The 22,754-nt window shown below is 70.1% G+C and carries 16 protein-coding genes; 11 read left to right on the top strand and 5 right to left on the bottom strand.

The genetic code is table 11. From position 1 onward, the window contains the following. Positions 1-77 precede the first annotated feature (77 nt). From U4Y91_RS18455 to U4Y91_RS18500, 10 genes are all read left to right on the top strand, one after another. A complete protein-coding gene (locus U4Y91_RS18455) occupies positions 78-437 on the top strand; it encodes a DUF485 domain-containing protein (RefSeq protein ID WP_321806245.1) in 360 nt (119 codons plus the stop codon). Further along, a complete protein-coding gene (locus U4Y91_RS18460; protein ID WP_321806246.1) occupies positions 434-2,080 on the top strand; it encodes a cation acetate symporter in 1,647 nt (548 codons plus the stop codon). The genes U4Y91_RS18455 and U4Y91_RS18460 overlap by 4 nt, the downstream gene beginning before the upstream one ends. 28 nt (positions 2,081-2,108) lie before the next feature. After that, complete coding sequence (locus U4Y91_RS18465) at positions 2,109-3,254, top strand: amidohydrolase family protein (RefSeq protein WP_321806247.1); 1,146 nt, start codon at positions 2,109-2,111, stop codon at positions 3,252-3,254. 169 nt (positions 3,255-3,423) lie between these two features. Then, positions 3,424-4,548, top strand: a complete 1,125-nt coding sequence (locus U4Y91_RS18470; protein ID WP_321806248.1) for an FAD-dependent monooxygenase — start codon at positions 3,424-3,426, stop codon at positions 4,546-4,548. A 635-nt stretch (positions 4,549-5,183) separates the two neighbouring features. Continuing rightward, positions 5,184-6,467 carry a c-type cytochrome gene (locus U4Y91_RS18475; protein WP_321806249.1) on the top strand — a complete coding sequence of 428 codons (1,284 nt, stop codon included), beginning with the start codon at positions 5,184-5,186 and terminating at the stop codon, positions 6,465-6,467. Then, the gene (locus tag U4Y91_RS18480) at positions 6,464-6,964 is read left to right on the top strand and encodes a (2Fe-2S)-binding protein (RefSeq protein WP_321806250.1); all 501 of its coding nucleotides are present in this window, start codon (positions 6,464-6,466) and stop codon (positions 6,962-6,964) included. Before U4Y91_RS18475 ends, U4Y91_RS18480 begins: the two co-directional genes overlap by 4 nt. Further along, entirely contained in the window at positions 6,964-9,225 is a 2,262-nt protein-coding gene (locus U4Y91_RS18485) for a xanthine dehydrogenase family protein molybdopterin-binding subunit (RefSeq protein ID WP_321806251.1), read from the top strand. The genes U4Y91_RS18480 and U4Y91_RS18485 overlap by 1 nt, the downstream gene beginning before the upstream one ends. 71 nt (positions 9,226-9,296) lie before the next feature. After that, positions 9,297-10,214: a LysR family transcriptional regulator gene (locus U4Y91_RS18490; protein WP_321806252.1), complete on the top strand. Its 918-nt coding sequence runs from the start codon at positions 9,297-9,299 to the stop codon at positions 10,212-10,214. Between the two features lie 663 nt (positions 10,215-10,877). Continuing rightward, complete coding sequence (locus U4Y91_RS18495) at positions 10,878-12,095, top strand: MFS transporter (RefSeq protein WP_321806253.1); 1,218 nt, start codon at positions 10,878-10,880, stop codon at positions 12,093-12,095. Between the two features lie 161 nt (positions 12,096-12,256). Next, complete coding sequence (locus U4Y91_RS18500) at positions 12,257-13,369, top strand: alkene reductase (protein WP_321806254.1); 1,113 nt, start codon at positions 12,257-12,259, stop codon at positions 13,367-13,369. Between the two features lie 353 nt (positions 13,370-13,722). Here U4Y91_RS18500 and U4Y91_RS18505 read toward each other — a convergent pair whose 3' ends face one another. The 3 genes from U4Y91_RS18505 to U4Y91_RS18515 all read right to left on the bottom strand — a co-directional run bounded on the left by U4Y91_RS18505 (position 13,723) and on the right by U4Y91_RS18515 (position 19,426). Beyond that, positions 13,723-14,394 (bottom strand): phosphohydrolase, encoded by a 672-nt coding sequence (locus U4Y91_RS18505; RefSeq protein WP_321806255.1) that lies wholly within the window; start codon positions 14,392-14,394, stop codon positions 13,723-13,725. Between the two features lie 79 nt (positions 14,395-14,473). Continuing rightward, entirely contained in the window at positions 14,474-16,369 is a 1,896-nt protein-coding gene (locus U4Y91_RS18510; protein WP_321806256.1) for an amidohydrolase, read from the bottom strand. Positions 16,370-16,534: 165 nt separating this feature from the next. Next, positions 16,535-19,426 carry an ATP-binding protein gene (locus U4Y91_RS18515; RefSeq protein ID WP_321806394.1) on the bottom strand — a complete coding sequence of 964 codons (2,892 nt, stop codon included), beginning with the start codon at positions 19,424-19,426 and terminating at the stop codon, positions 16,535-16,537. A gap of 397 nt (positions 19,427-19,823) precedes the next feature. On the opposite strand from U4Y91_RS18515, the gene U4Y91_RS18520 reads away from it, so the two are divergent. Next, positions 19,824-20,732 (top strand): AraC family transcriptional regulator, encoded by a 909-nt coding sequence (locus U4Y91_RS18520; protein WP_321806257.1) that lies wholly within the window; start codon positions 19,824-19,826, stop codon positions 20,730-20,732. A gap of 22 nt (positions 20,733-20,754) precedes the next feature. On the opposite strand, the gene U4Y91_RS18525 is transcribed toward U4Y91_RS18520, so the two are convergent. Both U4Y91_RS18525 and U4Y91_RS18530 read right to left on the bottom strand, forming a co-directional pair. Next, positions 20,755-21,792, bottom strand: coding sequence for an MBL fold metallo-hydrolase (locus U4Y91_RS18525; protein WP_415750479.1), 1,038 nt, complete (start codon positions 21,790-21,792; stop codon positions 20,755-20,757). A 200-nt stretch (positions 21,793-21,992) separates the two neighbouring features. Next, on the bottom strand, positions 21,993-22,643 hold the full coding sequence (locus U4Y91_RS18530) for a DsbA family oxidoreductase (RefSeq protein ID WP_321806259.1): 651 nt from the start codon (positions 22,641-22,643) through the stop codon (positions 21,993-21,995). Positions 22,644-22,754: the final 111 nt, after the last annotated feature.

The raw sequence follows: 22,754 nt of genomic DNA on the forward strand, positions 1-22,754 counted from the left end.
GGCACGGGCGGGCGCCGCGTACGAGACGCGCGACGCCCGCCGCCCGGCCGCGACATTCGATCCATCGAGGAGACACCGTGAACCACCCGCTTCCGGCCACCGCCGGCACCGCGCCCGCCCATGACTCGCCGGCGCAGGCCGCCCATCCGCTGCTGCGCGATGCCCGTTTTCGCACGCTCGTCAGGCGCAGAAGGCTGCTCGCCTGGTCGCTGACGCTCGTCATGCTCACCCTCTATTTCGCGTTCATCCTCACGCTGGCGTTTTCGCCGGCGCTGCTCGGCCAGCCGATCGTGCCGGGCCGGCCGACGCCGTGGGGCATCCCGGTCGGCTTCGGGATGTTCGTCGTCACGTTCGCGCTGGTCGCGCTGTACGTGTGCCACGCGAATTCGGTCCACGACGCGCGCGTCGCGTCCATCCGTCACGGAGACACGCAATGAAACGCCTGCTCCTCGCATCGATCGCCGCCGCCTGCACGGCACCGGCGTGCGCGGCCGGCCCCGCGGCGCTCGCGCACGGACACAACCCGGTCGCGATCGGCATGTTCCTGCTGTTCGTCGCGTCGACGCTCGTCATCACGCGCTGGGCCGCGCGCAAGAACCACAGCGTGGCCGACCATTACGCGGCCGGCGGCCGGATCACCGCGCTGCAGAACGGCTGGGCGATCGCCGGCGACTACATGTCGGCGGCGTCGCTGCTCGGCATCTCCGCGCTGGTGTTCACGAGCGGCTACGACGGCCTGATCTACTCGGTCGGCTTTCTCGCGAGCTGGCCGATCATCCTGTTCCTGATCGCCGAGCCGCTGCGCAACCTCGGCAAGTACACGCTCGCCGACGTCGTGTCCTATCGCCTGCGGCAACGGCCGATCCGCGCGTTCGCGGCGTCGAGCTCGATCGTCATCGTGCTGCTGTACCTGGTGTCGCAGATGGTCGGCGCGGGCAAGCTGGTCGAGCTGCTGTTCGGCCTCGACTACCGGGTCGCGGTGCTGGTGGTCGGCGTGCTGATGGTGATCTACGTGTTCTTCGGCGGGATGCTGGCGACGACCTGGATCCAGATCATCAAGGCCGTGCTGCTGCTCGCCGGCGCCGCATTCATGGCATTCATGGTGCTGAGCCGCTTCGGGTTCAGCCTCGACGCGCTGTTCGCGCAGGCTGTGAGCGCGCATCCGAAGCATGCGGCGATCCTGCGCCCCGGCGGCCTGGTCTCCGATCCGGTCTCCGCCGTGTCGCTCGGCCTCGCACTGATCTTCGGCACGGCGGGCCTGCCGCACATCCTGATGCGCTTCTTCACGGTCGGCGACGTCAAGGCCGCCCGCAAGAGCATCCTCCATGCGACCGGCATCGTCGGCGCCGGCTATGTGCTGATCGTCATCATCGGCTTCGGCACCATCGCGCTCGTCGCACCGGACCCGCGCTATCACGATGCATCCGGCGCCGTGACGGGCGGGGTGAACATGGTGGCGATCCACCTCGCGCACGCGGTCGGCGGCAACGTGTTCCTCGGCTTCGTCTGCGCGGTCGCGTTCTCGACCATCCTGGCCGTCGTGGCGGGGCTGACGCTCGCGGGTTCATCGGCGATCTCGCACGACCTCTACGCGAACGTGCTGCGCCGCGGGCGCGCGTCCGATCGCGAGGAAATGCGCGTGGCACGCGCGACGACCGTGGTGCTCGGCGTGCTCGCGATCCTGCTCGGCATCGCGTTCGAGAAGCAGAACATCGCGTTCATCGTCAGCCTCACGTTCTCGATCGCGGCGAGCTCGAATTTTCCGGTACTGCTGCTCTCGATCTACTGGCGCGGCCTGACGACGCGCGGCGCGGTGCTGGGCGGCCTGCTCGGGCTCGCCACCGCCGTCGGGCTCACCGTGCTGAGCCCGACCGTGTGGGTGCAGGTGCTCGGCCACGCGCACGCGGTCTATCCGTACGAATACCCGGCACTGTTCTCGATGGCGGCGGCGTTCGCCGGCATCGTCCTGTTCTCCGTCACCGATCGCTCGGCCCGCGCGCAGCGCGAGCGCGAGCAGTTCGACACGCAGCTCGTCGCGTGCGAAACGGGCATCACGACGGGCATCACGCAACGCGGCTGAGCCGCACGATTCGAACACCCGATACACCATGAGAGACACCATGCTGACCTGCACCTGCTGCCCGTCGCCGGCCCGGCGACGCCTGCTCGGCACGTTCGCCGCACTCGCCGGCACGGCCCTGGCCGGCCGCTCGGCATCGGCCGCCGCAACCGCGAGCACGCCGGCCGCGTCGGCCACCCCGCCGCTGCAGCGGCCGCGCGCGATCGACATCCACGCGCACTACTACCCGGAAAGCTTCTGCGATCTGGTCGGCGGCGAAGGCAAGCGCTTCGGCGGCGCGTTCGCGTGCGACGACGCGTCGTTCACGTTCCGCACGCCCGCCGGCGGCCTCGGCCCGCTGCCGATGAAGTTCATCGACGTCGATGCGCGGCTGCGGGACATGGATGCATCGGGCGTCGACGTCCAGGCGCTGTCGCTCAGCGTGCCGATGGCGTACTGGGGCGACCGGCCGTTCAATGCGAAGCTCGCGCGCGCCTGGAACTCGGCCGCGTCGCGCGTCTACGAGCGGCATCCGACGCGCTTCGTCGTACTCGCGACGCTGCCGATGCTGAACGCGACCGACGCGATCGACGAACTCGAGCGCGCCGCGCAGTTGCCGGGCGTGCGGGGCGTGTACATGGGCACCAACATCGACAACCGCGATCTCGACGACCCGTTGTTCGCACCGGTCTTCGCGCGCATCGCGCAACTGAACCTGCCGGTGTTCCTGCATCCGCAGCAGACCGTCGGCGGCGCGCGGCTCGGCGATTTCTACCTGAGCAACCTGCTCGGCAATCCGTTCGACACGGCGATCGCGGCCGCGCACCTGATCCTCGGCGGCGTGCTCGACCGTCATCCGAACCTGCACTTCACGTTGCCGCATGCCGGCGGCGCGTTGCCGATCGTCGCGGGGCGCCTCGACGCGGGCTGGACCGTGCGTCCCGAAACGCGCCGGCTCGCGCAGAAGCCCAGCAGCTATCTGCGGCGCTTCAGCTACGACACGGTGTCCCATTCGGGGCCGGTGCTGGACTTCCTGATCGCGAACGTCGGCGTCGACCGGCTCGTGCTCGGCAGCGACTACTGCTTCGACATGGGTTACGAACAGCCGGTCCGCTTTCTCAACCGGCTCGACCTGAGCGCGGCCCAGCGCGCGCTGATACTCGGCGGCAATGCGGGGAAGCTGCTGCGGATCTAGCGCGATCGGGCCGCCATGTCGCGCTCGCGCGACGACGCTTGCACGATCGGCGCAGCCCGCCGGCCGACATGCCATCATCCGGCGAGCCGTCGGCACGGCACGGCACACGTCGCCGCGCAGCCGGGCCGCCGGACCGCCAGGCCGCTTCTCGAACACGGAGCCACGCACCATGAAGATAGCCATTGCCGGCGGGTCGATCGCCGGTCTCGCAACCGCGCTGACACTCGATTGCATCGGGCACGACGTGACGGTCTACGAGCGCTCGCCGTCTCCGCTGCGCGGCCAGGGCGGCGGCGTGGCCGTGCTGCGCCGGATGATGGCGTTTCTCGAACAGCATGGCCGTCATTGCCGGCAGACGATCAGCGTGCCGACCCGTCGGCGGCGCTGGATCGACCGCGCCGGCATCGTCACGCGCGACGAACCCGAAATGCTGCCGTTCTCGTCGTGGGACGCCGTCTACCGCTCGCTGTGCGAGACACTGCCGCACGGACGCATCCGTTATGGCCGCGCGGTCAGCGGCTTCGAGCAGGATGCCGGCGGGGTCGACGTGCACCTGGGCGACGAATGCATCCGCGCGGACGTGCTGATTGCCGCCGACGGCGCGGGCTCGAGCCTGCGCGCGCGCATGTTTCCCGGCCATGCGCCGTCGTTTGCCGGCTACCTCGCGTGGCGCGGCATCGTCGACGAAGCCGGCTTCGAGCCCGCCGCGATCGCACCGCTGGTCGAGAACATGACGCTTCACAAAGCGCCGGGCGAACTGTTCATGGCGTTCCTGATTCCGGCGCTCGACGGCTCGCTCGCGCCGGGCCTGCGCCGCTTCAACTGGCTGTGGTATCGCAACGAAGCCGATCGCGCCGCGCTGCGCCGCCACCTGACCGACCGGAACGGCAACGTCCATCATGCGTCCGTGCACCCCGGCATGCTTGCCGACGAGACCGTTGCGTCGCTGCGGCAACTGGCGCAAGAGCGCTTGCCGGCATCGCTGTCGCAGCTGGTGCTCGCGACACGCGCGCCGTTCAACCAGGCGATCTTCGACGTGCTGAGCCCAGCCTTCGCCGACGGTCGCGTCGCACTGGTCGGCGATGCGGCCTGCACCGTGCGCCCGCATACGGCGTCCGGCACATCGAAGGCGGCGAGCGACGCCGTGTCGCTCGCGCAAGCGCTGCCGGCGGACGCGGCCGATGTCGTCGCGCGCCTCGCGCAATGGTCGGCACGGCGGCGCGAGGACGTGACCGCGTTGCTCGAGAAAGGGCCGCAACTCGCCGCATCGTTCGGCCTCGGCTCGCCGCGCTGAGGTCATTGCATGATGTTCCGTTTCCACTCCCCGCTTCGTTGTCCTTACCTTGTCGCATAGGCGGCCGCGTTCTTCGACGGAACCCGCCTCGACGCTGCACGGTGCGGCCACTCCTGCGCCAGCCTGTTTTGCCACGCGAATCATGCGACCCGCGCACGGCCGCAAGAAAGTGATCGCCGCCAGCCGGTGAACGAAGGTGTGCAACTTCACGTTCGTGCTGCGCGCGCCGTTACCGGCGCCGCTCATGCGCAAGTCACAGCCGGCGTGTGCGCATCCGCCGTCCGTCACCGTTCAGAACGATTCAGCGCGGCTTCAGGAATTGCCGCCGACGCCAGCGTAGACTGCCTCCACCAATCGCTGCGCGGCCTCTGGCCCGCGCGCCCCCACCCCAGGAGCGACGACATGATTTCCGCCGCGAATCGCTGCGGCCGGACAGGCCTGGCATGGCCGAATCGATCGGCCATGCCGCATCGCCATCCGGCGGCCCCGGCTGCGACATCCGCCGCCGGCACGCGCTGTCCAGGCCGCGCACACCGGCGCGCCCGCTACGCCACATCGATCCGCGCCGCATCGGGCAACCGGCCGCGCCGCGCCGATCGCATGACGCCGGACGAACCGGTTCGCGTGGAGCGCGCATGAAGCACAAACGACTCTGGTTCGGCGCGGCGGTGGTCGCGCTCGTCGGCCTCGCGGTCGCGATCGGCATCATGGTCCGGCCGTCGATCGCGCCGATCGATCCGCCCGCGCGCGCGTCGTTCGATCCGCAGCTCGTTCGTGCGGGCGCGCGCGTCGTCGCGCTCGGCGACTGCGTCGTGTGCCACACCGCGAAGGACGGCAAGCCGTTCGCCGGCGGCCTGCCGCTCGCGACGCCGTTCGGCACGATCTACGCGACCAACATCACGCCGGATGCCGAGACGGGCATCGGCCGCTGGTCGCTGGCCGCGTTCGCGCGCGCGCTGCGCAGCGGCATCGCCCGCGACGGCCATCCGCTCTACCCGGCGTTTCCGTACATCCATTTCACGCGGATGTCCGACCAGGACATCGAAGCCGCATACGCGTACCTGATGACGCGCGAACCGGTGCAGACGAAGACGCCGGCGAACGACCTGATCTTCCCGCTCAACTTCCGGCCGCTGGTCGCGTTCTGGAACGTGCTGTTCCTGCGCGAAGGCGCGTACCGGCCCGATCCGTCGCAATCCGCGCAATGGAATCGCGGCAAGATGCTCGTCGACGGCCTCGGGCACTGCGCGTCCTGCCATTCGCCGCTGAACGCGATCGGCGGCGAACAGGCCGGCAAGGCGTTCGACGGCGGCATCGTCGACGGCTGGGAAGCGCCGCCGCTCAACACGCTCGGCAACGCGGCCCGGCCGTGGACGCAGGCGCAACTGGTCACGTACCTGCGCACCGGCCGCGCGAGCGAGCACGGCGCGGCCGCCGGACCGATGCTGCCGGTCACGCGCGATCTCGCGACGGTGCCGGCGGAAGACGTCGAGGCGATCGCCACGTACATCCTGTCCATCCAGAAGCCGGCGGCCGCCCGTCCCGCAACAACGGCCGCCGCGGAACACGGCCCGACGACGCCGGCCGCGCAGCGCGGCGCCGTACTGTTCCAGGCGTCGTGCGCACAGTGTCACGGGCCGGCCTCGCCGATGCAGTCGATCGGCGAGCGGCCGACGCTCGCGTTCAGCACGGCCATCCATGCCGACACGCCGCGCAACGCGATCCAGATGATGTTCAACGGCATCGGCTGGCATGGCGAGGACACGCTGAACTACATGCCGTCCTACCTCGACCAGTACGACGACGCGCAGATCGCTGATCTCGCCGCCTACCTGCGCGAGACGTACTCCGATCGCCCCGCATGGAGCGGCATCGACACCCTCGCCGCGAAGCTCAGAAAGGAGGACCGCGCACCATGATCGCCCTCACCGTGAATGGCGTGCGGCACACGCTCGACATCGATCCGTCGACGCCGCTGCTGTACGCGCTGCGCAACGACCTGCACCTGCACGGCGCGAAATTCGGCTGCGGCCTCGGGCAATGCGGCGCATGTACCGTGATCGTCGACGACAAGCCGATGTTCTCGTGCCTGATTCCGGTCGCCGCGCTCGGCGAGCGCCGCGTCAGAACCCTCGAAAGCCTCGGCACGGCCGACCATCCGGGCAAGCTTCAACAGGCGTTCATCGACCACCAGGCGGCGCAGTGCGGCTACTGCATCGCGGGCATGATCATGCGTGCGCAGGCGCTGCTCGAACGCAACCCGAAACCGACCGAACGCGAGCTGCGCACCCACATGGAACCGAACCTGTGCCGTTGCGGCACCCACATGCGGATCCTGGCCGCCGTGCGCCAGGTCGCGGGCCTGCCGGAGCCGGAACCGTCCGCCGCGCCGGTCATGATCAGCAAGGGAATCTGATGAACGCACCCGACGACATCGACGAAGGCCGCCGGCACTTCATGGTCTCCGGCGCGCTCTTCGTCGCGTTCAGCCTCGCGCCGGCCGCGCGCGCGCTCGCCGAAGTCGTGATCGCGGACGAAGGCGCCGCCGTCCACGTCGCCAAGGCCACCGAAACGCTGGCCGGCAGCCTCAAGACCAACCCGCTGCTCGACGCGTGGATCAAGATCGCGCCCGACGGCAAGGTCACCGTGTTTACCGGCAAGGTCGAGCTCGGCACCGGCGTGCGCACCGCATTGCTGCAGGTGGCCGCCGAGGAGCTGAACATGAAGCCCTCGCTGATCACGTTCCTGACCGCCGACACCGGCGCGTCGCCGGACGAGGGCCTGACGGCGGGCAGCCACACGATGGCGGACAGCGGCTCCGCGCTGCTGAACGCCGCCGCGCAGGTGCGCGGGCTGCTGGTCGACGGCGCGGCGAAGCAGTTCGGCGTCGATCCGCGCACGCTGAGTGTCGCCGATGCCGTCATCAAGGCGCCGGACGGCCGCACGATGCGCTACGGCGACGCGGTGCGCACCGTCGACCTGCACCGCAACGCGACGCCGACCTCGCCGCTGAAGCCCCCGGCCACGTTCGCCGTGATCGGCACGTCGCTGCCGCGCGTCGACATCCCGAACAAGGTCACGGGCGGCGTCAGCTACGTGCAGGACATGGAACTGCCGGGCATGCTGCACGCGCGCGTCGTGATGCCGCCGGTGTACGACGCGGCACTGCAGTCGTTCGACGAAGCCGCGATCCTGAAGATGCCGGGCGTCGTGCGAATCGTGCGCAACGGCAGCATGCTCGCGGTCGTCGCGCACGGGGAATGGCAGGCGGTCGTCGCGCAGCGCGCGCTGGCCGCAAGCTGCCGCTGGTCCGGCGGCCGCACGCTGCCCGATCGCGCGACGGTCCACGCGGAGCTGAAGCGGATCGCGACGCAGCGCATCGAAATCGCCAACACGCATGCACCCGCCGCGCCGGCGACCAAGACGCTGTCCGCCACGTTCCTGAAGAATTACCTGCTGCACGGCTCGATCGGGCCGTCGTGTTCGGTCGCGCATCTCGAGAACGGCACGCTGACGGTGTGGACCCACTCGCAGGGCGTCTACCCGCTGCGCGACGCCCTCGCCGAGATGCTGTCGCTGCCGAAGGCGAGCGTGCGCTGCATTCACACCGAGGGTTCCGGCTGCTACGGGCACAATGGCGCGGACGATGCGGCCGCGCATGCGGCGCTGATCGCCGCGGCGATGCCCGGCAAGCCGATCCGCGTGCAATGGATGCGCGAGCAGGAACATACGTGGGACCACTTCACGCCGGCGATGGTCACCGAGCTCAGCGCGTCGCTCGACGCGGGCGGCCGCATCGTCGACTGGAACTACGCGCTGTGGAGCAGTTCGCACAACGAGCGCATCGTCAACGCCGGCCGGCTGCTGCCCGCGCGGATGCTCGAGCCGCCGTTCGTGTCCGCACCGTCGACGCCGATGCTGCAGCCCGAGGGCGGCGGCGATCGCAATGCGATCCCGCTGTACGCGCTGCCCAACATGCACATCGTCAACAACTTCTCGCCGACGATGCCGCTGCAGACTTCCGCGATGCGCTCGCTCGGCGCGCACACCAACGTGTGGGCCATCGAGAGCTTCATGGACGAACTCGCGCACGCGGCCGGCATCGATCCGGTCGAATTCCGCCTGCGCCACATGCAGGACCCTCGCGCGCGGCAGGTGATCCAGCTCGCCGCGGCCCGGTTCGGCTGGCCGCGGCCGCCGCGCGCGCGCAACCGCGGCGTCGGCTTCGCGTTCGGCAAATACAAGAACCTGATGGCCTACGTTGCGATCGCGATCGAGATCACGGTCGAGCCGGAGACCGGCCACGTGACGCTCGATCGCGCGGAAGTCGCGGTCGACGCCGGCCAGGTCGTGTCGCCGGACGGCATCCGCAACCAGATCGAGGGCGGCATCGTGCAGGCCGCCAGCTGGACACTGTACGAGGCGCTGAAATACGATACGCAGCGCATTCGCAGTTTCGACTGGAGCAGCTATCCGATCCTGCGGTTCGGCTCGGCCCCGCAAAGCATCAAGGTGCATCTGATCAATCGCCCCGGTGCGCCGTTCCTCGGCGCGGCCGAGGCGTCGATGGGGCCGACCGCCGGCGCGCTGGCCAATGCGATCTTCGACGCGACCGGCCAGCGCATGCGCGAAATGCCGTTCGCCGGCGATTCGCTCAGGAAACGGATCGACGCATAGCCGCATATCACAACCGACCGCGCCGGCACAGACCGGCGCCGGCAACCCGACAGGCTGGAGATTTCTGAACGATGGATACCTTGCTTTCGATGCGCGTGTTCACGCGTATCGTCGAGACGGGCAGTTTCACGCGCGCGTCGGACACCACCGGGCTCACGACGCCGCGCGTGTCCGCGCTGCTGAGCACGCTCGAACAGCATCTCGGCTGCCGGCTGCTGAACCGCACGACGCGCCGCATCTCGCTGACCGAGGACGGGCAGGCCTATTACGAACGCTGCGTCGGCGTGCTGCGCGAGATCGACGACATGGAAGCGGCCGTCTCGCAGGCGCGCAACGTGCCGCGCGGCCGCCTGAAGGTGAACCTGCCGCCGGCAATGGCGAAACAGATCATGGTGCCCGCGCTGCCCGAATTCCTCGCCGCCCATCCGGGCATCTCGGTCGAACTCGGCGTGACGGACCGGCAGATCGACCTCGTCGGCGAGGGGGTCGATTGCGTCGTGCGCATCGGCGCGCTCGACGACTCGGGGCTGGTCGCGAAACGGATCGGCAGCCTCACCACCTGCACCTGCGCGGCCCCCGCGTATCTCGAGCGCTGCGGCGCACCCGGCACGGTGGACGACCTCGCCCAGCACATCGCGGTCAGCCACATGTCGGCCGATACGGGCCGGCCGCGGCCGTGGGACTACGTCGTCGACGGCGAGACGCGCATCATCCAGATGTGCGGCACGGTCGCGGTCAACGACGCCGACACCTACATCGCATGCGGCGTCGCGGGGATCGGCCTGATCAAGACCTCGCTGTACCTAGTCGAGCCGTACCTGAAATCGGGGCGCCTGCGCGAGGTGCTGACCGATTTCAACACGCCGCCGCGGCCGATCTCGATCCTGTATCCGCCCAACCGGCACACGCCCGTCAAGCTCAAGGTCTTCGTCGACTGGCTCGCCGGCCTGTTCGCGCAGATCCCGACGCTGCAGGGCCAGCGCGGCTGAACGCGACAACCCCGCCGCATCCCGCATGAATCAGGTGATTTAAGGCGGGGTTTCAAGACCATTCAGTCCGCGCGATCCAGACTGGTTCATGGGCTTCGCGATCCGCGATATCCGCGCCCGAGGCCCGCGACGAGAGGCCATCATGAAGATCGCGATCGCCGGCGGCGCCATCCATCGCGGACGGGGCCGCCGCCGTCACGCTGCATTGCATCGGCCGCGAGGCCGCCGTCCACGAACGTCGCGACCGGCCGTGGCCCGCTCAGGGCGGCGCGGTCACGGTGCTGCGCCGCCTGACCACCTTTCCCGACACGCACGGCAAACCGTTGCGCGGCCATCTGGCCGCTCCCGGGCGTCCACCTGCGCGCTCGCGTCGGCCAGGCTCGCCGCCACCGGCGTCCACCTGCGCGCTCGCACCGGCCGGGCTCGCCGCCACCGGCATGCGGTTCGCGGCCGAACCCGGCCGCGGCGGGCGCGCATGACGCCGCCCACGATCCGCCCCCTTTGCGCGCCGCGCAATGCTCGATTGCGCGGCGGCCGTATTCCCTTGTTATCGATCGATCAATAATCTTGACGGCAATGCGGCGGCTTCCGTTTCGCCGCGACACACACCGCCTCATCCGCCCGACGACCGGGCACCCGACATCTCTTTCGAAGGAGTCGACCATGTCAGCAGAATCCACCCCGCTCGCGGCCCACGGGCACGCGACCAAGCTCACGCAAGGCCTCATCCTGCTGTTCGCGTTCAGTTGCGGCGCGATCGTCGCGAACCTGTACTACGCGCAGCCGATCACCGAACTCATCGCGCCGAGCCTGCACATGTCCGGCGCGACCGCGAGCCTCATCGTGTCGCTGACGCAGATCGGCTACGCGCTCGGCCTGTTCTTCATCGTGCCGCTCGGCGACCTGCTCGAAAACCGCAAGCTGATGATCACGACCGCCGTCGTGTCGATCGCGAGCCTCGCGGCGGCGGCGATGGTGCATACGCCCGGGCCGTTTCTCGCGATCTCGCTGCTGATCGGCTTCAGCTCGGTCGCCGTGCAGATCCTGGTGCCGCTCGCCGCGCACCTCGCGCCCGATCATTCCCGCGGCCGCGTGGTCGGCACGATCATGAGCGGGCTGCTGCTCGGCATCCTGCTCGCGCGCCCGCTGTCGAGCGTGGTGGCCGACGCGTTCGGCTGGCGCTTCGTGTTCGCCGCCGCCGCCGTGCTGATGACGCTCGTGACGGCCGTGCTCGCGCTGACGATCCCGTCGCGCCAGCCCGATCATCGCGCGACCTATTTCGAATTGATCGGCTCGCTGCTGCAGCTGGTCCGCACGATGCCGGTGCTGCGCCATCGCGCGTTCTACCAGGGCCTGATGTTCGCGTCGTTCAGCCTGTTCTGGACCGCCGTGCCGGTCGAGCTCACGCGTCACTACGGCCTGTCGCAATCGGCCATCGGCCTGTTCGCGCTGGTCGGCGCGATCGGCGCGACGTCGGCGCCCGTCGCCGGCCGTCTCGCGGATGCCGGCCATACGGTGCGGGCCACGCTGATCGCGCTGGTCGCGGGTGCGCTGTCGTACGCGGTCGCGCTGGTCCACGGCGCCGGGCTGTACGGCCTCGTCGTCACGGGCATCGTGCTCGACTTCGCGGTGCAGATGAATATGGTGCTCGGCCAGCGCGAGATCTACGCGCTGCATGCGGCGAGCCGCAACCGCCTGAACGCGCTGTACATGACGAGCATCTTCGTCGGCGGCGCCGTCGGCTCCGCGCTCGCGAGCCCGCTGTACGAGCATGGCGGCTGGCCGCTCGTCGCGGCCGTCGCCGGCGCGTTCCCGATCGTCGCGCTCGCCCACTACCTCGTGATCGGGCGGCCGCACGCGCAACGCCACGCCCAGGCTTGAACCGGCGCCGGCACCGGTTCACGCGCGAATCCCGAGCGGGCGCTTCGCGCACCGGAATGCTGCCGGCACGTCATCTCCGACTTTCCGCAGCGCCAGCCGCCGCACCGGCCGCAACCGGACGACATGCGGCGGCGCCCTGCTCCACTGAAGAGGAATCCTTCATGTCTTCCCTGCTCAGCCACTACGATCTGCGCGGCCTGCCGCTTCCCAACCGTGTCGTGATGGGGCCGATGACGCGCTCGCGCGCGCCGTCGCGCGGCCAGCCGACCGAACTCATGGCCGAATACTACGCGCAGCGCGCGTCCGCCGGCCTGATCGTGACCGAGGCGACCAACGTCAGCCCGGCCTCCGCGGCGTTCGAACTGACGCCCGGGCTCGTCACCGACGAGCAGGCGGCCGGCTGGCGGCAGATCACGGACGCGGTCCACGCGAACGGCGGCCGCATCTTCGCGCAGCTGTGGCACGGCGGCCGGGTCAGCTCGCTGACGCTGCTCGGCGGCGCAGCGCCGCTGTCGCCGTCCGGCGTCAACGACGATCTCGAACAGCTGCAGGTGTGGGCCCAGTTGCAGAACGGTTACTACACGAAGATTCACGCGACGCCGTCGCGCGCGATGACGACCGACGAGGTCGCCGCGACGGTCGAGGAATTCCGCCGGGCCGCGCTGCGCGCGAAGGCGGCCGGCTTCGACGGCGTCGAGATTCACGCGGCCAACGGCTACCTGCCGCACCAGTTCCTGTCGTCGACGCTGAACCGCCGCGACGACCGCTACGGCGGCTCGGTCGCGAACCGCGCGCGCTTTCTCGAGGAAATCGTCGACGCGGTCGGCGGCGTGATGCCGCTCGACCGGGTGGGCGTGCGCATCTCGCCGTACGCGAAGTACAACAACGTGCGCGACGCGGATCCGGACGCGACGTACGCGTACGTCGGCCGCATGCTCGACGAAGCCGGCGTCGCCTATCTGCACGCGGCGGACACCAACGGCTGGAGCGGCGAGCCGGACCTGCCGCGGATCGTCGCGAACACGCGCAACGCGTACCGCGGCGCGCTGATCGTCAACGGCGGCATCGCGCCGGACGCCGCGCAGGCGCTGATCGACGCGGGCGACGCCGATCTCGTCGCGTTCGCGCGCGCCTACATCGCGAACCCCGATCTCGTCGAGCGCATCGCGGCGAAGGCGCCGCTCGCCGCACCGAAGACGGTCGGCTGGTATGGCGGCGACCGCGCGGGCTACGTCGACTATGCGCGTCATGACGCGGCGGGCGCGAACGTTTGAACGCCTGGGCGCCTGGGCGCCTTGGCGCTTGGGCGCTTGGGCGCTTGGGCGCTTGGGCGCTTGAGTGCTTGAGTGCTTGAGTGCTTGAGTGCCTGAGCGCTTGGACGCCTGAACGCCTGAACGCCTGAGCGCCTGAGCGCCTGAGCGCTTGGACGCCTGAGCGCCTGAGCGCCTGAGCACTTGAGCACTTGAGCACTTGAGCACTTGAGCACTTGAGCACTTGAGCACTTGAGCACTTGAGCACTTGAGCACCGGCGCGCCTGAGCGTCCGAACGCCTGAACGCCCCGGCGCCGCAGCGGCAGCCGAGCTGCCGCCGCGGCAAGCTCGCGCCGCCGGCGCCGGAACGACGCCGTCAGGCGTCCTTCCAGCGCGCGCCCAGCACGCGCCCGCAGAAATTCGGCCGCTGGAAATCCGGGTCGGCACGCTCGAGCACATCGGCGCTCCACGTGCCGAACGTCGACGCCGGCCGGTGCGCGACGCCACGTGCGACCGCATCGAGGAACGCATCGCCGAACCCTTCTCCGCGCGGGTACGCGGCGAGCAGTGCCCGGCGCTCGGCCGCCGAATACGCGTCGAAGCCGCTGGCCATCAGGTCCGCCGCCACGGCCTCGGCCAGCGCGCGCGCCAGCGGCGAGACGCGCGCAGCCACACCGGGCGTCGTATGCAGCGCGATCGCGCGCCACACGTCGTCGCACTGGCGCTGCGACATGTGATGCCGCAGCAGGAACGCGTGCGCGGCATCGGCGCTGTCGACCTCGTAGCGCGCGCTCGAGCGGCAATAGGCGGTGCTCAGTCCCATGTTCGCGTACATCGCGGCCACATACAGCGCATCGGCATCGAGCGTCTCGCCGGCACGGCGCGCGGCAAGCGACGCCAGGACGAACACCCGGCACGCATGACCGGTCAGCACCGGCGGCAACGATGCACACGCTGCTTCGGCCGCCTCGATCGCCATCGGCGTCCGCGGAATGCGAACGCCGGCGACTTCGTCATCGGCGGATGCGCACGTCGGCGCAGCACTCATCTCGTCTCCTTCTGCCCCGCGCCGGGGCGGAAAATTGTCTGTTCATCGGGCCGCACGCGGCGGGCCGCCGACCTGCCGCCTACGAGGCAACGCCGGGATAACCGAATGCTTCGCACTGCTCGACGACATCCCGCGCAGCCACCTGCAGGCGCCGCGCGAAACGCGCCGCGGGACCGCGCACGGCACCGGCATCCGCGCGGGCGGCAGCGGCACTGCAGCCGGCCGCCGCGCGCAGCGACGCCGCCGCCACGGGACGACGCCGGCCGAAACCGCCGAATTCGACCACCGGCGACCACGCGGGGCTGACCGGCAACGGCGGCGGCGCCAGCGGCGCGAACTCGTCGTCCGCATGCACGACCTTGCCGCCGACGACCGTCAGCACCGAGGAGAGCGCCTTGATCTGCGCCTCGTCGATCGTGAAGTAGTCGTCCGTCAGCACGGCGAAATCCGCATACTGGCCGGGCACCAGCGCGCCCTTGCGATCGTCTTCGTTCGAAAACCACGCGCTGCCGACCGTGTAGCGGCGCAACGCTTCCATCCGGCCGAGCCGGTTCCATTCGGGGTAAAGCGCCGTGCCGCCGACGGTGCGCCCGGACACCATCCAGTACAGCGACAGGAACGGGTTGTAGCTCGCGATGCGCGTCGCATCGGTACCCGCGCCGACCGGCAGCCCGGCCGCCAGCATCGCGCGGATCGGCGGCGTGCGCGCGGCCGCTTCCGCGCCGTAGCGCGCGATGAAGTACTCGCCCTGGAACGCCATCCGGTGCTGGACCGTCACGCCGCCGCCGAGCGCGGCGATGCGCGCGATGTTCGCATCCGAGATCGTCTCGCAATGATCGAAGAACCAGCGCAGCCCGTCGAACGGCACCTCGCGGTTCACGGCTTCCAGCACGTTCAGGAAGCGGCCGATCGATTCGTCGTAGGTCGCATGCAGCCGGAACGGCCAGCGGTGCCGCACCAGCAGCCGGACCACGACGGCCAGTTCCGCCTCGAGCGCGTCGGGCAGGTCGGGGCGCGGTTCGAGAAAATTGCCGAAATCGGCCGCGGAATACACCAGCAGTTCGCCGGCGCCGTTCATCCGCAGGAACGCGTCGCCGTCGCCGGGCTTGGCCAGCGTCACCCACCGCGAGTAGTCGTCGAGCTCGCGCCCGGCGTGCTGCACGAACAGGCTGTACGCGATGCGCACCGTCAGTTCGCCGCGCTTCGCGAGCGCCATGATCGCCGCGTAGTCGTCCGGATAGGCCTGGAAATCGCCGCCCGCGTCGATCGCGCTCGTCACGCCGAAACGGTTCAGTTCGCGCATGAAATGCCGCGTCGAATTGATCTGGTCGTCGTGGCCGAGCTTCGGGGCGCGCTCGAGCACCGCATGCAGGATGCCCATGTCGGGGCGCGCGATCAGCATGCCGGTCGGCCGGCCGAGGCGATCGCGCTGGATCTCGCCGCCGGGCGGATCGGACGTGTCGCGGCCATAGCCGATCGCGCGCAGCGCGGCCGCGTTCAGCAGCGCGCTGTCGCCCAGGTGCAGGATGAAGACCGGCGTGTCGGGCGCGATCGCGTTGAGTTCGGCCACCGTCGGCCCGCGCTTTTCCGCGAACTGGAATTCGGTCCAGCCGCCGACCACGCGCACCCAGTGCGGCGCGGGCGTGCGCAGCACCTGGCGACGCAGCATGCAGAGCGCGTCGGCCAGCGTCGGCACGCCGTCCCAGCGCAGCTCCAGGTTGAAGTTCATGCCGCCGCGGATCATGTGCAGGTGCGAATCGTTCAGCCCCGGGATCACGGTGCGGCCGTTCAGGTCGATGCGCGGCGTGCCGTCGCGCGCATGGCGCAGCACGTCGCGGCCGCTGCCGCTCGCGAGAATCCGGCCGTCCTTCACCGCGAGCGCGGTCACGAACGACTGCCGCGCGTCCTGCGTCGCGATCTTGCCGTTGTAGACGATGAGGTCCGCCGCTTCGGCGAATGCCGTCGTGTCGAGCACCCTCAGCCCCCCCTGCTCGCGCCGAACGCCGGCATGCGGCCGCACGCGGCATGCACCCGGTTTGACGATACACCGACCATCCCTTCCCCCTTGAACATTGCACGATCAGGCCGCCGCGCCGCGGCGCGCGGACGCGACGGTGCCCGGCGCGGGCCCGGCACGCCGTTACGCCGCCGACTGCATCGCATCCGTCGCCTCGCGTCGCTTGCGCGTCAGGCCCGTCGACGCAGCCGCCTCCGGGCGAACGAAGTTCTGCAGGCGCGCCAGGCGGCGCACGTCGAACGCCCGCGATTGCGGGTCGACATGCCCCGACAGGTCGGCCACCAGCGACGACGCCTGCGCGGTGCGCCCGCGCTCGATCAGGTGATCGGCCAGGTCCAGCGTGGCGCGCAGCGCCCACATCGCGGCACCCTGGCCGTTCGCCGCATGAATCGCCATCAGCAGGTGACGGTGCCCGTCGGCTTCGCACGCGATCGCGAGATCCGGGTCGGCGGTGCGGGCCTGTTCGAGCATCGCCAGCCCCCGCGCGCGCAGCAGTTCCGGCACGAACAGATGCTCGCCGTGCGCGCGGCAGCGCGCGAGCGTCGCGTCGAGCTTCGTGCACGCGTCGGCCGCGCGGCCCGTGCGCGTCAACCCTTCCGCGTAGGCGACGACCAGCGGCGCGAGCAGGCGCCGGAAGCCGCTCGCTTCGATGCGCCGCAGCGCGGGCTCGAGCCGCGCGAGCCCGGCGCCGGGATGGCCGGCCTGCATGTCGAACAGCCCGGCGAGACATTCGGCATGGCTGCGCCAGATGTCGAATCCGTGCGCATCGGCGGTCGAGCGCAGCGTCGCCAGATAATCGGAAATCGCGTCGTGATCACCGTAGCGCAACGCGATCGGCACGGCCGCGGCGCCGAGCACGACGCACAATGCCGGCGCCGAGCCGCTGCGGCGCGCGCATTCGACCGCCTGCGCGGCCAGCCGCATCGCATATTCCGCATCGCCCTGCATCCAGACGAGCCGCGTCAGCATCGTCCGGCCGAGCGTCGCGACGTCGATGCCCAGCGCCGCTTGCGCACAGGGCGGCTCGCCGGCGATGGCCAGCTCGGCCGTCGCCGCCTCCAGCCGCTCGCGCGCCTGCGCATGCTCGCCGAAGTAATGCAGCGAGGTCGCGACCATCGCGTCCGCCAGCAGCCGCTGCGGCCGGTCACCGCGCCGCTCCGCGGCCCGCTCGAAGCGCGTCGCGTAGCGCAGCGATTCATGAATGTCGGAGCGCGTCAGCATCGTGTTCCACAGCCCGACCAGCGCGCGCGCGTCGAACGCCTCGTCGCCGATCCGGCCCGCGAGACCGAGCGTCCTGTCCCACATCGCGGCGGCCGTGTGCGTATCGCCGTCGGTATGCAGCAGCGCCGCCGCGTAGGTCGCGCGCAGGCGCATCTCGCGTGCCGCGTCGACGGCGCCGTGGGCGCCGGCATCGAGCGCGTCGAGCGCGCGTCTCGCCGGGATCGAACTTTCGCGCATGCGCGCCGGTTCGAGCAACGCATGCGCCAGCGCGTCGATTTCCGCGGCCGGCGGCCCGGCCGCCGCGAGTTCGCGCAGCGGCGCGATGTCCGCGCCGGCGCGCAGGCTGGCCGCAAGCGCGGCCTGGGCCTGGGCCAGCATCGCGGCCTCCGCCTGCTCGCGTTCGTAGCGCGCATGACGTGCGGCGACCGCGTCGAACTCGCCTTCGTTGTGCAGTTTCTCGAGCGCGTACGCGCGGGTCGATTCGGTCAGCCGGTAGCGCGCCTGCGCGCCGTTGAACTCGACGGCCACCAGCGACTTCGCGACCAGTTCGCCGAGCAGCGCGATCATCTCGGCAGACGGCATGCCCGGGTCCATCGCGACGTCGCGCGCGGCATCGAACGTAAACGGGCCGACGAAGCAGGCCATCCGGCGAAACAGCGACCGCGCGGCCGCATCCAGCAGCACGTAGCTCCAGTCGAACGTGGCCCGCAGCGTCTGGTGACGCGGCAACGCCGAGCGCAGCCCGCCCGTCAGCAGGTTCAGCCGGTCGTCGAGACGCGCCGCGACGACCTCGAGCCCGAGCGTCGCGACCCGCGCGGCGGCCAGCTCGATCGCGAGCGGCAGCCCGTCGAGGCGCCGGCAGATGTCGCCGATCAGCCGCATGCCGGCCGCATCGACCGCGCCATCGGGCGTGGCGGCGCGAATCCGCGCCAGAAACAGCTCGACGGCCGAATGGCGCACGATCTCGTCGACGCCGGCATCGGCGTCCGGCACCGCCAGCGGACTTACGCGAAACACGGCCTCGACCGAAATATGCAGCGGCTCGCGGCTCGTCACGAGCACGCGCAGCGGCGCGGCGTGCGACGTCAGCGTTTCGACGAGGTCGGCCGCCAGGTCGACGACGTGCTCGGCGTTGTCGAGCACGAGCAGGCCGCGCGACGCGGCGAAGGCCTCGCCGATCCGTTCGACGGCCGGCACGCCATCCGCGTCGAGCCCGAGTTCCGCGCCGATCGCGCGCAGCACGTCGTCGCGCGTCGCCGCACGCGCCAGTTCCACGAACAGCACGCGCTCGCCGGCGCGGCCGCGCAGTTCATGCGCGACGCGCTCGGCCAGGCTCGTCTTGCCGATGCCGCCCGCGCCGACCAGCGTGACGACCGATGCCCGCTCGAGCATGTCGACGATCTGCCCGATCTCGGTCTGACGCCCGACGAGCGGCACCGGATGGGGCGCCGCGGCCGCCTCGGGCGGAACCTCGGACGCGCGCGGCGCCACCGCGTGCGCGACCGGCGGATGCGCGATCAGCAGGTAGCCGCGGCCCGGCACCGTCTTGATCAGGTCGCGGTTCGGGCCCAGCGCCTTGCGCAGCGTCGCGACGTGCACCTGCAGCCGGTTCTCCTCGACGATCAGGCCCGGCCACACCGCGTCCATGATGTCGTCCTTCGATACGAGGGAGCCGTTCGCGCGATGCAATACTTCCAGGATGTCGAGCGCACGTGCGCCGATACGCAACGACGCACCGTGGTCGCGTATGTCGCGCTGCTCGAAATCCACCGACAAATTCCCGATCTGGATCATGGCCGCCTCCAGGTTCCCCACGATGACCGCCATGTGAACACGCGGTTCACCGGGGCGGGAGTCCGCGCCCGGCTGCAAGGCAGGCGGGCGCAAAGTCTCAAAAAGTGGCCCGAGTCTAAACGCCGTATCAATAAAAATCTTGAACGAAAATGCACTGGCGCCCGCCGCCTCGGCCCGCGGCGGAAACGCGGGCCGCGCGGATATAAATGGGGCGATATCGTTCGACCTGTCACTTCCGCCAGCAGGTCGAGCGTCGGCGCCGGCGCTCGGCCGGACGGCGATTTTTTCATCGGCAAGCGGACATTTATTCAAGTTATGCTGGGCCGGGCGCGTGCGCCGTATAAACTTGCACGTAAAACTGCTCGTATGCCGTACCCCCATTGAAGGACGTTCCGTCATGTCAGATCCTTTCGCCGCGGTGCCAGCGGCGCCGCCGAAAGATACGCTCGGATGCGTGTCGAGCCTGTTGTCCAAGGATATCGAACGGTCGGTGGGCGGCCTGACGCTCCACCGCAAATGCATGCGCGACGAACAATTCGAGCGCATCGAGATGGCCGCCAGCGATCGCGGCTTCCTGATCGGCGTGTCGCTGAACGGCGGCCACCGGCGCACGATCTATGGCGGCACCGGCAAATCCGAGCGGCGGTTCCAGCACGACTCGATCTACATTCGCGACTTTTCCCGGAATTTCCGCGCCGACCTTTACGGCAAGTTCGATTTCGTGCTGATCGAGCTGTCGCACAGCTATCTCGACCACCTCGGCCGCGAACACGACGGCACGGCGATCGGCGGCCTGACCTGCGCGCCCGACGTGCAGGACCCGGTGCTCGGCCATCTCGCGCATGCGGTCGCCGACAGCCTCGACGTGCCGGGCGCGCTGAACACGCTGTTCGTCGAGCAGATGGGGGTCGCGATCGGCGCGCATCTCGCCGGCCGCTACGGCAATGCGCAGGCGCGCGACCTGCAGCGCAAGGGCCTGCTGTCGCCGGCCAAGACGGCGCTCGCGAAGGAACTGCTGATGGAAAAGGCGAACCTCGGCGTATCGATCGAGGAAGTCGCGAGCGAATGCGATCTGTCGCGCGGCTATTTCATCCGTGCGTTCTCGCGCACGACGGGGCGCACGCCGCATCAATGGCTGCTCGAGCAGCGCGTGATCCGGGCCCGCCATCTGATCGAGACGACCGACATGACGCTCGCGGAAATCGCGGCCGTCTGCGGTTTCGCCGACCAGAGCCACCTGAACCGCATCTTCGCGCGCATCGTCGGCCATCCGCCCGGCGCATGGCGGCGCGGCATGACGCGCTGACGCCGTCGCGCACGTCATCCGGTCAGCGCAGCGGCGTCGCGTCGTAGTTGACCGGCACCCAGTCGTACCGCTCCCCGTCCCTGCGCAAGTGCCCGAGCCCGGGAAACGCGATGTGCGCGGCGCCGACCAGATAGCGCCGGCCGGCCACTCGCGTGAGCACGTCGCGCCGCGTGCGGCGCGCCGCATCGGCATCGCTGTCGTACTGGACGGTCGCATCCGGATCCTGCAACTGGATCGCCGCGACGTGCACGATGTCGCCCCACGCGAGCAACCCGGCACCGCCGCTCTCGATCAGATAGGCCGTATGGCCCGGCGTATGGCCGGGCATCGGCACCGCACGGATGCCGGGCGCGAGCGTCGCTTCGCCCCGAAACGTCCTGAAGCGGCCGGCCGCGACATACGGCGCGACCGACGCGGCCGCTGCATCGAAAAACGACGCGAGGAACGCCGGTGCCTGCGCCTTGTGGTCCGGGTCGAGCCAGTAGTCCGCTTCGAGCGCGTTCACGCGCACGATCGCGTTCGGAAAGGTCATCCGGCCGTTCGACACGATGCCGCCGACATGATCCTTGTGCAGGTGCGTGAGCAGCACCTCGTCGATCTGCTCCGGCACGTAGCCGGCCGCGCGCAGGTTGTCGAGCAGCTTGCCGCAGCAGTCGCCGTACAGCACGCCGGCGCCCGTATCGACGAGAATCCGCCGCGATCCCGTGTCGACCAGGAACGCATTGATCGACCCCTGTACCGGCGGCTCGAGAAAGGCGCGGTCGAGATCGCGCCGGATCTCGTCCTTCGACACGCCGCGGAACACCGTGTCGACCGGAAACGGATGTGTGCCGTCGGACAGCGCGACGACCTGCAGGCCGCCGAGCGTCTGCCGGTAGAAACCCGGCGGCTGGCTGCCGCCGCCCGGCTGGCCGGCGAATGCGGTCGATGTGACCGATGTGACCGATGCCGCCGAGGCGACCGACGCGGCCGATGCGACCGATGCGACCGATGCGACCGATGCGAGCAGGCCGACGTACCACACGACGAGCAGCACGCCGCCCGCGCGCAGCGCGCGCATGCGCCGCTTCAGTGAGTTCATGTCCGATCCCCCGGTTGCGTATCGACGTCGCGCGACGCTTGCCGGTCCGACGGTCGGCCGGGCCTGTACGCGCGACATCGAGCCTACCGGCCGCTCGCGCCCTTGTCCTGAGGCGGACATGAAACGTTCTGAAGCCGGGCCGGGCCGGACCGGCGCCGGCCGGGCTTCAGGGCACCGCGTCAGGCTGCCGCGTCATGCGCGCGCTGCGCGGCCAGCAACGCGCCGCGAAACACGGCGGCCGGCTGCGCGCCGCTGACGACGGTGGATCCGATGCGCGTCGACGGCACCGACGCGATACCGTCGCGCACCGCGTCGGCTTCGAGCGCGATCACCGCGTCGAGCCCTTCGCCGGATGCGAGGAACGCCCGCACCGTATCGCCCGGCAAGCCGGCGCCGATCGCGATCTCGACGAGCACGTCCGCATCGCCGATATCGCGGCCGTCGCGGAAATACGCGGCGAACAGCGCATCGACGAGCGCGACCGCGCTGCCGCGTTGTTGCGCGAACCAGACGAGCCGGTGCGCGAGCCGGGTGTTCGGCGTACGCGCGATGCGCGCATGATCGAACACGATGCCCGCCGCGCGGCCGGCATCGGCCACATGCGCGTCGAGCGCCTGCGAGCGCGCCCAGCTGCCGAACTTCGCGCTGCGGTACGCCTTGCGGTCCATGCCGCCGGCCGGCATCGTCGGGTTCAGTTCGAACGGCACGAACCGGACGCTCACGTTGCCGGCCGGCCCGGCTTCGTCGATCGCCTCCGCGAGCCTGCGCTCGGCGATCCAGCACCACGGGCAGATGAGATCGTAGGTGACAGTGACTTCGACGGCATGCATTGCGCTCTCCTGTTGATTGCAGTCCGGAAGATAGCGCTTGCCGACCGGCGATAGAATGCGAGCGGCACGCAACGCATCGTTGCGGCACGCACAACGACACCGACGTACAAG

It is taken from the genome of Burkholderia sp. BCC1993 (genome assembly GCF_905339865.1).
GTDB lineage: Bacteria > Pseudomonadota > Gammaproteobacteria > Burkholderiales > Burkholderiaceae > Burkholderia.